An 11330-nucleotide genomic window follows, 5' to 3' on the forward strand; every position below is an offset into this window, starting at 1 on the left:
CTGCGTGACCTGCCGGAGGAGCTGGCAGAGTACAAGGGATTGACGCGTTACCGGCCAACCGTCGTGGAGTGGCTTTCCAAATATGATGACGGCGCGCCGACCTCGCCAGGTTTCGGCCCGGACTAGAGCATCGGACCGAAAAGTGGAATCCGGTTCGGATCGATCCGATGCTCAATACAAAGTGTTAGAGCGTCCTTTGTGCGTCCGATTGGACGCACGGCGCTCTAAGACGCTCTACCCAGTGGGAACCGACTGTACCCCAGTTCCCGCTGGTAAACTCGCGATGTGAGCTCGGATCGGGCCAGACGAAGCTCACAACTCAAAAAACTCAATAGAAAAGAGGTTTATGCGCAGCTGCCTCACGCTCTTTTTCTTTCAGCTAAATTAGATAGCGCGCGGGGTGAGGCGCCATTCACTGTTGTATTTCTACTTTGATAAAGCCGTCTTTCGGCAACCGGATTCTCGATACAAAGGCCCTGGTAGCACCGAATCGTTCTCTCCGACGTTCAAGCACGTCCTATTCCATCAAGGTAAGACGTGGCGTTACCTTGCCCCAATGAGATGGAAGGACTCTGTGGCAAAGCGGCAGCCCGACCGTGGCCGGAACTGCTTTGTCACCACTGCTCTCTGTGATGAGCAGGCGCTTCAGCGCTAGAGTGATAGGGCATTGTTCTTCAATCCACTTACAGTTCTCGCAGCGTACTGCTCAGCACTTCTGCCAGTCCGATCCGCTGCAATTTGCCGGTGGGACCTTTGGGAATCTCGTCGAGAATGACGAGTTTCCGCGGCACCTTGAATGTCGCGAGCCGATCAGACGCGAACTGCCTCAATTCCTTCGCGGTGGCATTCGCACCTTCCTTGAGCACGACTGCCGCGGCAACGTCCTCTCCGAGCTTGTCGTGGGGCACGGCGAAGGTAACCGCCTGGGCAACGCCTGGGTGGTCCATTAGAACTTCGTCCACCTCGCGAGGAGAAACTTTTTCACCGCCACGATTAATGATTTCCTTCAGGCGCCCCGTTACCCTCAGGTGGCCGTCCTGATCCAGAACGCCCTGATCACCAGTCCGAAACCAGCCATCCTGAAAGGCTGTTGCATTCGCTCCCGGGTTGTTCTCATAGCCGAGGGTCACATTAGGTCCGCGAATGACGATCTCCCCCGTTTCACCTTGCCGCAGGAGGTCGCCATTTTCGTTCATGATCGCGATCTCAGGCCCGGCGGCCTGTCCGACGGAGCCCGGCTTTCTGACGATTTGGCCCAGCCGGTTGCTAGCCATTTGGTGCGCCGCCTCCGTCATGCCGTATGCCTCAAGGACAGGACAGCCGAAGACGGCCTCCAGTTCGGTGATGATCTGCGGCGGCAATGCCGACGATGAAGAACGGATGAAACGCAGCGGCTGGCGGTCGATAATTTCGCGGTTATGGCCGGCTCGAGCGAGAATAGCCTGATGCATTGTGGGCACGGCTGTGTACCATGTAGGCGCCGCCTCGCTCATCCAGGAGAAGAATTTGAGTGCGTTGAATCCAGGCGTGCAGCACACCGAACCGCCGACGGAAAGGGGCGCGAGCAAGGCTGCAATGAGCCCATGAATGTGGAACAACGGCATAATATTCAGACATCTGTCGTGGCTTGTGAGTTGGGTTGCCGCAGTAATATTCGCGGCAGAGGTTGTGACGTTTCTCTGAGTGAGAGGCACGATCTTCGGTTTCGATGTCGTCCCGGAAGTGTGAAGCACAAGCGCTACGTCGTTTGCTTCGGCAAAAATTCCTACGGAGCCCTCAGTTCTCGACCCGGTGAACTCAAAACTGCCCGCGAACCCCGATCCGTCGGCGACGAGTTCGAGAATAGGCACGCCGAGCTTGGCAGCCGCCTCCCGGGCTGGTGTATCAATGTCCTTCTGGCAGATCAGCAGTGATGCACCGAGGTCAGACATGTAAAATTCGAACTCCTGAAGGCGATATGCAGGATTGAGAGGCGCGGCGGTCGCACCAGCTGCTACACTCAGGAAGACCGTAGCCATCTCAGGTCCATTCGGCAGAACGATGGCAACACGGGCACCCCGTCCGATCCCGCGCGCATTGAGATCGGCCACGGTCCGTTGAACCAAGTCGCGCAGGCCGGAAAATGTCAAAGCGGCCGCGCCGGGTGCAGAGATCGCTGTTGCGTTGTCCGAGCCGGCCGACAGTAATTTCCAAATACTATCGTTCATCTGTCTCCTCCTAGTTCGGCTCCACGTGCAGGTGGCCAGCCGAATTGTGAAGCGTCTTCTGGAGCAATTTCACGCAGGCGTAAATCGCATCGATATGCGGGCTAGGAGTGCCGGAAAGGCGGCCAAGCTCGACAACCGAGCCGACGAGAGCGTCGATCTCTAAGAAGCGCCCTGCCTCGACGTCCTGGAGCATAGATGTCTTGTGCGCTCCGACCGCTTCGGCTCCTGCGATGCGCCTTTCAAGAGAAACCTTAAAGCGAATGCCTAGCTTCTCGGCGATGGCCTGCGCCTCCAACATCATATTGGTTGCTAGCTGTCTTGTGTGAGGATACTGGCAAATCTCCTCCAAGGTGGCGTGCGTCAAAGCGCTTATCGGATTGAATGTTAAATTCCCCCAGAGTTTGGTCCAAATTTCAGAACGGATATCGGTCAAAATAGGCGCCTTGAAACTCGCCTTGCGAAGAGTTTCCGATACGGTTTTGATGCGCGCACTTTCGCATCCGTCGAGTTCGCCAATGGCGAAGCGATTGCCTTCGATGTGCTTTATGTGGCCTGGGCCGATGATTGCGGCGGCTGGGTAAACCACGCTTCCGATAACACGATCGATTGGCAGAGAGTTTCGGATCTTCTCGCCCGGATCGACGCTTTCAAGCGACTGACCTTCGAACGGGCCTCCTACTTTGTCGAAATACCACCACGGAATGCCATTTTGAGCGGTCATTACGATAGTATCGTCATCAAAGGTGGAAGGCAGATCACCAACGATGTCGCCGACCTGGTGGGCCTTGACGCCGAGGATGACCAAATCCTGCGGCCCGATTTTGGTAATTTCGTCGGTTGCTGCGACTTGGGTAACGACCTCGTTGCCGTCATGACGCTGCAGGCGGAGGCCGTTCTCTTTGATTGCCTTCAAATGCGCACTTCGCGCGATCACCGTGACGTCTTCGCCCGATGCGGCAAGTTCGGCAGCCAGAAGGCCGCCAATGGCCCCCGCGCCAACAACACAGATTCTCATGTTGGATTATCCTCGCGCACTCCACGAAAGTGGGTGCGCAGTACGCCAATACCATCAATTTCTACATCGACGGCGCCCTCCTTAGGAATTGGACCGGCCCCGGTCGAAGTTCCGCAGGCGATCACGTCGCCAGGAAGCAGCGTCATTCCACGCGAAACAAGGCTGACGATCGCATCCGGCTTAAGGATGAAATCGGAAGCGGAATAGGATTGGCGTTGCCGTCCATTGACGTGCGTCCGAACTACAAGGCCGGATGGGTCGAGCCCGGTCGCGATAACCGGACCAAATGGTCCAAATCCATCCAGCCCCTTGGCGCGGCTCCAATGCATGAACCCGGCCTCAGCCTGCAACAGGGAGAGGGCAGTAAGGTCGTTGACACACGTATAGCCGAAGATCGCCAAGCCCGCGTCCTCGTGAGAGATGTCCTTGCAGCTCTTCCCGATGACGATGCCAAGCTCACCCTCATAGAGAACGCGGCTCGCACCAGATATCGGAGTTTTCAAAACGGCATCATGCGCCAAGAAGCAGTTAGGGGGCTTTAGAAAGAAAAGAGGTTCGGTCGGGACCTCGAGATTCTGAGCTGACGCAACAGCTCGGGAGTTGTTCCATAGCGCGATCATCTTGCTAGGAACGCAAGGTGTTTCCACCTTTACCGAGTAAAGACCGATAGTCTTTCCTGTGTTAGTGCTATACCCAAACATGTCTCCTTCATATTCCTCAATAACATTATCCCGAAGCGTGCCGAACCCAACCCTGTTGTCTACAGAATACCTTATCCATCTCATGGTTTGATACATACCCTATCGTAATCTGGTTGATTCTACAGATATGTCTAAAATGACCCAAAGCGCTTCCAAGATGTCGTATCGCAAGTAAATGCATTGGCACAAGAAACGTGTCTCATTTCTCCATTTATACGTCGAAGAAAGATCATTACACGGAGGCGGTGCTGTTTCGACACCAAACTCAGGATTTTTCTCTACTTAACTTCGAATTCGCGAGGGAGATCAACTCCCTCAAGGGCGACAACTCGCGCAGGTGATCCATCAAGGCCTACTAGCTTAAGTGGCATTGCTACAATTGCCGTCCGTGGAGCAGCTATTTTGCCAAGACCTCGCACATATTCAATATTATATATATCGTTACCGAGTATTTTATGGTGGATTTCGCACTCTTCCCCCCGAAATCCCGGTTTTCTCACAACGAATTCTTCGGAAAAATCATATACTATTGCTTTCACGCCGCGTTCGACGAGCCACTCCGCCGCACTATTGGCTAGAAAGGGACCGCTGGTCCAGAATCTATCAGTACCCCAGTGTTTGTCGCTCCAGTCGGTCCGCAGTATCGCGATATCACCTCGCTGCGTATGGCGCCCGCGATCTTCCAACGTGTCGCCATGTATCGCGCAGCTATCCGCATGATCGGAAAGATCTATCACTGCGGCGGGCCCTATGAGGGAGTTAATTGGTACTTCATCGATCGAGGCCCCGTCTTTTATGAAATGATTGGGAGCATCGACGTGAGTGCCATGATGGCAAAACATGCAGACAGACGAACCCTGCCAGTTCAACGCGTCATATGTATAGGGCGTTGAAAATTCCACTTTGGACTGAAGTCGACCATCCCCATCTTTAATTGGAACGGCCAAATCGATTATCGTCGCCATCTACAAGTCCCTCTGTTTGGCTTCGTAACTGAAAGTTTTATTGTGGGTACTGCCGAGCTTTGACGAAGCAATGGCTGCATATTCTTGTATTTTTAGTCCAATATCCATGAGATCCGCTGCATCCAACCGTGAGCGGGGAGCGGCTATACCAATTGCGCCCACAACTTGGTCTAAGTGGGAGAAAACTGGAGCGGCGACCGCCACCACGTCCTCAACCCATTCACCAATGGCAAATGCAAAGCCACGCTCCCGCGTCATTGCCAATTCAGCAAGAAACGTTTCCCTTGAAGTCAAAGAGCGCGACGTTTTGGCAGCCAAGCCAGCATCAAGAACGGCTTCAATGGGCGCGTTGTCACTATAGGCTAAGATCGCCTTACCAGACGCGACAACATGGGCGGCTATACGATCTCCTCTCTTTACCAGCGCTCGGACCCGTTGGGAGCTCTCGGCAGTCTCGATATAGACGACATCGCAGCCATCCAGGACGCCTAAATGTGCCGTCTCACCAATTGCTGCGGCAGCCTCCTCCAAAATGGGGCGCGCGACAGTTACAAGCGGATTGTGTTGAAGGAACCGTTGCGACAGCTCCAAGACCTTCGGGCCAAGTGAGTAGGTATGATCGACCGGATTACGTACAATGTATCCGTACCTTTCAAGTGCGCCAAGATTCCGATACGCAGATGCTTTGGCGATATTTAGCCGACGGCTGATCTCAGAAAGAGATTGAGAAACGTGCTGCTCATCAAACGACTCCAGAATCGCGAGGGCATTTAATACGGCCCCTGATGCAGGCGGCTGAGTCCGCGACATGATGTTTCACATATGAGACGAGTGGTGCATATATGAAATATCGCTACTTCTTTGGATTTGTCAAGCCACATAATGGCGGCGATTAAATAGCTGGCGTTATGATGTGCTGATGAACTGATGCCGACCCGAGCGCGTGCGGTAATGTCGAGCGCCTCGAGGTGCCTGCATCCGCTAAAGCGAATAAGCATCGGACTGCTTCGCTTAAGCTCCTGGTTGGCGACATCTGCGCACGGCGGGAACTCGCGGCTTGTATTATGAACTACCCGCTACGCACTGCTGCTACATTCAAAGCACCCTGGGACCGGTAATGGTCCTGGTCTTTGAAGACTCAGTTAAGAGCTGGCGAGCTCCAACTGCAGCACCGTAGCAGTAATTTTTTGTTGACGGCAACTTTTGATCCCATTAGGGTGTTTCATATAAGAGTAGCTAGTTTCAAATATGAAACCTTCTACGATGCCCATGTATAGCTTGCTTGCCGTCATCGCAAGTACAGATGTGACCGCCTGTAATTTGAAGCGAGTGTAATTCAACTCACACTAAGAGGCGGGAATTACAGGAGCCAATTCGACTAGAAGCAACAGAGCGCCGAAAAACGCGATAGCATGGCGCCGATCAACGAGCGGGAACTCGTCTATGAGGAAAGATTTCAGTCGCCGAGAAATTATCAAGTGGTCTGCGGCCGCATTAGCCAGCGGGGCCGGAGCGTTTGGTTTGGGTGGACCGGCGCGGGCGCAATCCGATCAGTTAGTCGTCAGTGACTTTGGAGGCGATTGGGCTACTTGGAACAAACAGAACATCGATGCCAAATTTACTTCCGTCACTAACTTATCAGTCCTTCATGATACAGGATCGGATAACGCCGCTCGGATAGCAAAAGCGAAGTTGGGAATAGAGCGCGGCGAATATGATTTGATTTGCCTGGCCGACTCTTTTTTTCCAAGAGCTGTTTCCGAAGGCATCCTCGACGAAGTGAACTATGACTCGCCCGCTTTCACGAACCACAAGGACGTGGACAGCCGGTTCGTAACCCCGAATTATACCTCTTTTCTTTTTAATGGCTTGGGGCTTGGCTACAATCCAAGGATGGTGAGCAAGCCGCCGACTTCGTGGGCCGACCTCTGGAATCCAGAATTCAAAGGAAAAATCGTTTTACCGGCGATCGTCCATTCGTTTGGACTTCACGTGATTCTTCTATCGGCGTTGGCGGCAGGTAAGGACTACAAAGACACAAAAACGGGCCTGGATCATTTAAAACGGCTGGCTGATTTGGATCCAATCTGGACCGTAGACTCGCAAGCAAACGCTCGGAGTCTATTCCAGGAAGAGTCTGCGATCGGCTGGATTGGCCGTGCCGAATGGCTTCAGCTACGGGATTGGGGCGGATCAACGGAGTTCGTGCTGCCAAGCGAAGGAGGATTTTTGACGTCCTGGGGCTTCAGTCCGGTGAAAGGCAGCATGAAAAAAGAGCAAATCGAAGCTTACATAAATATTACCCTGGATCCGCAGCTCCAAGCGGCCAACGCCAAAAAACTTGGGTTTCAACCAACAAACAAGAAATGGACGGAGTTCGCCGACGAGGGCCTGGTACGAAAGGTTTCCTGGACTCCAGAGGAGGAAAAGCGCTTCATTTCTGTGGATTATTCCTGGCTTAACTCCAACCGCGCCGAACTGACAGACTCTTGGAACCGCATTGTTGGGCGGTAGTGAGAGGCAAAGTGTGATGCCAGCGGAGGGGTGAAAATGGCGACTGTGGAAGTATCGAATGTTTCAAAAAAATACGCATCAACCTGGGCTGTATCACAAGCGAACTTGGTCATTCCGGAGGGCAGTTTCTTTTCTCTGTTGGGTCCAAGCGGCAGCGGCAAGACCACGCTGCTCCGGCTGATAGCTGGCTTCCTGCGACCAGACTCGGGGGTCATCAAGATTGGTGGCGCCGTTGTCAATGACGTGCCCCCTCACAGGCGTGATATTGGCATGGTCTTTCAGCAATATGCACTGTTTCCCCACAGAACTGTACTCGACAATGTTGCCTTCGGGCTTGAAATGCGTGGCTGCGGAAAAGCAGAGCGCTTCGAACGAGCCCGCCAAGCATTGGAAATGGTGCAAATGGCGGGGCGCGAAAACGCATATCCCAAGGAGCTTAGCGGCGGCCAACAGCAGCGTGTCGCTATTGCACGTTCAGTAGCCGTACGCCCGGCAGTATGGCTACTTGATGAACCGTTGAGCGCTTTGGATCGAAAGCTCAGGGTTGAAATGCAGAGTGAACTGCGCTCGTTGCAACGTCAGTTGGGCGTCACGACTATTTATGTCACCCATGACCAAGAGGAGGCACTCTCTATGTCCGACGCCATCGCGATTTTCCGCGATGGCTGCATCGCCCAGCAAGGGACTGCACGCGACCTTTATGAACAGCCGGCAAACGCTTTTGTTGCGGACTTCTTAGGGAGCGCGAACCTCTTAGAAGGAATCTTTACAAAATCCACAGCGGGGATGTGCGTCGAGATAGAAGGTGTGCATTTACCCGTCGCCTCAAATCAACCTTTCGCAATAGGCGACAAAATCCGTCTTGCGGTACGGCCCGAACGGCTTGAGTTCGCCGAGCTATCGTCGGCAAAGGGGTGGGGCCTGCCAGCAGTCGTGGAAAGTATAACCTATCTAGGTAGCGATTCGAGATTTGTGCTGAGAACTCGAAGGGGCACCCGACTCGTCGCACGTGCCGCGAGCCGCAGCCACCTAGGTAGTGGTGGTCTCACGGAAGGGTCCGAGATCAATGTTAGTTGGAAGCCGGAGGAAACCGCAATTGTCGCTCAATAACGTCGCCGTTGACCCTGCTGCGACGGCTCGTGATCCGGGCAACCGCCTGATCAACTGGAGCCGTTCGGAATTCCTGCTAGCGCCCAGCTTGGTATACTATTTTGTTTTTCTCATCCTGCCGTCTGTTACGTTCTGTGCAGTGAGTTTTTATGGTATGTCCAGCTCGGGCTTCCATGACGGCGTTTTTACACTTAATAATTACTTGGCTACATTAAGAGATGAATTTTATCTTAGTAGCTTATGGCTGACCCTTAGTATAAGCCTGCAAACGACGGCATTTTGCCTCCTGCTTGGGTATCCGCCCGCCTACTGGCTTTCGCGACGAAGTCCGAGCGCCCGTAAAAAACTAATTATACTTCTGTTGTTTCCGTTACTACTGAGTACAGTCGTGCGGGTATACGGATGGATTGCCCTACTAGGCAGTCGCGGCATTGCGAACCAGCTTCTCATATCGTGGGGGATTACAGAACATCCGCTTCCGCTACTGTACTCGGAAGCAACTGTCTTGATCGGGTTAACGTCCATACTTCTTCCGTACATGATAATCAACATAACAAACACGCTGATTACCATCGATCCAGTTTTACGAGAAGCGGCGGCGGCCCACGGTGCGAGTCCGGTGCGGGTCTTTTTGAATGTCACACTCCCATTAAGTCGAGCAGGAATCGTCTCCGGCGCGGTCATCGTCTTTACGATCGCCATGAGTACTTACATCATTTCGTTTTTACTCGGCGGGCCGCGAGTCAAACTTCTCGGAAATTTGATTTTCGACGCAACATCCAGTTTTAACTGGCCGTCAGCTGCCGCGCTGTCTGTGATTTTGGTGCTGGCTACAACTGCGTGCTGTGGCACTCTTATGCAAATTCTTGGCAGAAATTCATAGGGTATACGTCACATGCATCACTCACAAACATCCCTCCAGTTGGTGAATAAAATTTTCGACAAGCGTGTGATATCAGCCGGATTATTCATCCTGACCGTTTTCGCCTACGCGATTATTTTACTTCCGATCATAGTTATCATTATTTCGTCCTTTAATCCGTCCTCTGCCCTGGTTTTTCCGCCACGTGCACTATCCTTGCGCTGGTACTTCGAATTTTTCGCTACTGGCGACATGGTCGCGGGGCTAAAGTGGAGTGTTATTATTGCAATCGTTTCATCTGCAGTGTCGGTGGTACTTGGAACACTTGCGGCAATTGCGCTGGTTCGCGGTCGATTTCCCCTTAGAGGCGCGATCAATGCGCTGCTGCTCACACCTTTGATATTTCCTGGGTTGATACTTGGTGTGGCACTGCTTCTTTACTTCCAAACGCTGGACCTCCCGTTGCTCGCACGAGTGGCTGCGGCTCATATTCTCCTTGGTATTCCATTCGTCGTGCGTTCGGTGATTTCAAGCCTTGATCTATTTGACATGCGGATCGAAGAAGCTGCGATAATCCATGGCGCCTTTCCAGCCCGGGCATTTTTTAAGGTTACGCTGCCGAGCATTCAGCCGGGAATTGTTGCGGGTGCCATCTTTGCGTTTGTAGTTTCATTCGGCGAGATCAACGCAACGCTTTTTCTCTCCGGTCCGGGGTTATCAACTTTGCCGGTGCAGATTTACAGCCAGATACAATACGGCTCTGAGCAGGTAGTCGTGGCCGCCGCCTCTACCGTCCAAATGGTCCTCGTGGTGTTGCTGGTCTTCGTGCTCGAAAAAATATTTGGGCTGTCAGTTACTACAGCCACATAGGGCATACGACACGTTGCCCGCCCCCTACGCGGTTTAGAGGGCGGCATACGTTAGAGCGGCACATAGATTGTCGAAGCCGTTAAGCTGGCCAAAGACCTTCCCGAGGGCTAGTTACCCGATGGTCTCAAGGGGTCCAGAAGTTGGGATCCCTTTCGTCCGAACTCATCAAAAAGCGGCCATTCCTTGATCGACCTCGTCTCTGTCGTAACGATGTATTGCGAAATCGCGAATAGCTCCATAGCTCCGAAACAAGACGGAGGTGCAACCCTGGCCAGCTTCGGCTGATTGAGCACTTGCGGCGTGCCCTTCACACCCCACACCAGAATTTCCTGATTCCCGATCATTGACAGATCGGGTTCTAATGCCGGTGGAAAACTGCGGCGATCGTTTCCTATTATCCTCTTCTGAAGCTATACCGGCGTGCCCAAGACAATCCGCTGCTATTTGATCAAGAGGGATGAGTTGGTGACCTCGCCCAAATGGGCACGCGGCTTCCATCGCGTGCTGCGTGACCTGCCGGAGGAGCTGGCAGAGTACAAGGGATTGACGCGCTACCGCCCAACCGTCGTGGAGTGGCTTTCCAAATATGATGACGGCGCGCCGACCTCGTCAGGTTTCGGCCCGGACTAAGACGCTCTCGCTACAGCGGGAACCCGGGCGCAAAACCGGTTCCCGCTGCTAAATTCCGACAAAAGTTGGGATCGGAGTGAGACGAAGTTCATAAACTTCAATATCAATAAACAAGAGCGTGATGCGGCTGCGCATCACCCTGTTTTGGTTCAGCGCCCGAGATGCCCAGACGGCGCCGTGTGCCTGTCAGTGGAGCGCCGCGCTTGCAGGCAGGGTCGCCGCCCCTGCGGATAGGAGATGATCGATAGATAGCGCATCGGCAGTTTGGTCAGTTCTTCGGGCCCATGCGGCGCGTCTGCCTCGAAGAACAGACTATCGCCCGGCATCATCCTGTAGCGATTGGCGCCGTGCCGATAAACCACCTCGCCCTCTAACATGTGGAGAAATTCCATTCCGTCATGCTGGAAAGTCGGAAACACGTCCGAATCCTCGCTGAGCGTGATGAGGTAAGGTTCG

At 53.5% G+C, this 11330-nt stretch carries 9 protein-coding genes and 2 pseudogenes; 5 read left to right on the plus strand and 6 right to left on the minus strand.

Annotated features, from left to right (window positions below; genetic code table 11):
- Positions 1 to 683: 683 nt before the first annotated feature.
- The 5 genes from ACLKMW_RS25660 to ACLKMW_RS25680 form a co-directional block, all read right to left on the minus strand.
- Positions 684 to 2207 (minus strand): acyl--CoA ligase, encoded by a 1524-nt coding sequence (locus ACLKMW_RS25660; protein ID WP_415727359.1) that lies wholly within the window; start codon positions 2205 to 2207, stop codon positions 684 to 686.
- 10 nt (positions 2208 to 2217) lie between these two features.
- On the minus strand, positions 2218 to 3222 hold the full coding sequence (locus ACLKMW_RS25665; protein WP_415727360.1) for a 2-dehydropantoate 2-reductase: 1005 nt from the start codon (positions 3220 to 3222) through the stop codon (positions 2218 to 2220).
- Entirely contained in the window at positions 3219 to 4019 is an 801-nt protein-coding gene (locus ACLKMW_RS25670) for a fumarylacetoacetate hydrolase family protein (protein ID WP_415727361.1), read from the minus strand. The genes ACLKMW_RS25665 and ACLKMW_RS25670 overlap by 4 nt, the downstream gene beginning before the upstream one ends.
- A gap of 182 nt (positions 4020 to 4201) precedes the next feature.
- A complete protein-coding gene (locus ACLKMW_RS25675) occupies positions 4202 to 4888 on the minus strand; it encodes a cyclase family protein (RefSeq protein WP_415727362.1) in 687 nt (228 codons plus the stop codon).
- The gene (locus ACLKMW_RS25680) at positions 4889 to 5698 is read right to left on the minus strand and encodes an IclR family transcriptional regulator (protein WP_415727363.1); all 810 of its coding nucleotides are present in this window, start codon (positions 5696 to 5698) and stop codon (positions 4889 to 4891) included.
- Between the two features lie 633 nt (positions 5699 to 6331).
- Here ACLKMW_RS25680 and ACLKMW_RS25685 point away from each other — a divergent pair.
- The 5 genes and pseudogenes from ACLKMW_RS25685 to ACLKMW_RS25705 form a co-directional block, all read left to right on the plus strand.
- Positions 6332 to 7402: an ABC transporter substrate-binding protein gene (locus ACLKMW_RS25685; protein ID WP_415727364.1), complete on the plus strand. Its 1071-nt coding sequence runs from the start codon at positions 6332 to 6334 to the stop codon at positions 7400 to 7402.
- Between the two features lie 36 nt (positions 7403 to 7438).
- The gene (locus tag ACLKMW_RS25690; protein WP_415727365.1) at positions 7439 to 8512 is read left to right on the plus strand and encodes an ABC transporter ATP-binding protein; all 1074 of its coding nucleotides are present in this window, start codon (positions 7439 to 7441) and stop codon (positions 8510 to 8512) included.
- Positions 8499 to 9395: an ABC transporter permease gene (locus ACLKMW_RS25695; protein ID WP_415727366.1), complete on the plus strand. Its 897-nt coding sequence runs from the start codon at positions 8499 to 8501 to the stop codon at positions 9393 to 9395. Before ACLKMW_RS25690 ends, ACLKMW_RS25695 begins: the two co-directional genes overlap by 14 nt.
- Before the next feature lie 12 nt (positions 9396 to 9407).
- Complete coding sequence (locus ACLKMW_RS25700) at positions 9408 to 10244, plus strand: ABC transporter permease (protein WP_415727367.1); 837 nt, start codon at positions 9408 to 9410, stop codon at positions 10242 to 10244.
- Between the two features lie 432 nt (positions 10245 to 10676).
- A pseudogene (locus ACLKMW_RS25705) lies at positions 10677 to 10874 on the plus strand (heme-dependent oxidative N-demethylase subunit alpha family protein); the annotation flags it as partial.
- A 218-nt stretch (positions 10875 to 11092) separates the two neighbouring features.
- Here the strand turns inward: ACLKMW_RS25705 and ACLKMW_RS25710 are convergent.
- A pseudogene (locus ACLKMW_RS25710) lies at positions 11093 to 11330 on the minus strand (cupin domain-containing protein); the annotation flags it as partial.

The organism is Borborobacter xinjiangensis, from assembly GCF_047739745.1.
Taxonomy (GTDB): domain Bacteria; phylum Pseudomonadota; class Alphaproteobacteria; order Rhizobiales; family Rhizobiaceae; genus Pseudaminobacter.